Consider the following 422-nt stretch of genomic DNA (forward strand, 5'->3'; position numbering starts at 1 on the left):
TAGCCGTCTAATGTATTAAGACCTTTTAATAATGCAGAGTTGCTTAGGCAAGATTCTTTGTAGCCTTTTTTTGCAATTTGTACTGCATATGGCACTGTTACGTTTGTTAATGCAAGAGTTGATGTACGTGGAACCGCACCTGGCATGTTTGCAACTGCATAATGAACAACGCCGTGTTTTTCATAAGTTGGGTTATCATGAGTTGTAATGCGGTCAGTTGTTTCGAAAATACCACCTTGGTCAATCGCGATATCTACTACAACAGAACCTGGTTCCATTGATTTAATCATTTCTTCTGTTACAAGTTTTGGCGCTTTTGCACCTGGAATTAATACCGCACCGATTACAAGATCAGATTCTTTTACAGCTTCTGCAATGTTGTAAGGGTTAGACATTAACGTTTTTACTTGGTTACCGAAAAT

Annotated in this window: 1 protein-coding gene; it reads right to left on the reverse strand. The window is 38.4% G+C overall.

Annotated elements, in window-relative coordinates; translation table 11 throughout:
• On the reverse strand, positions 1–422 hold a 422-nt coding region (locus COO03_RS23965), incomplete at both ends, for an alanine dehydrogenase (RefSeq protein WP_373605264.1).

The organism is Bacillus sp. AFS098217 (genome assembly GCF_002551815.1).
GTDB lineage: Bacteria > Bacillota > Bacilli > Bacillales > Bacillaceae_G > Bacillus_A.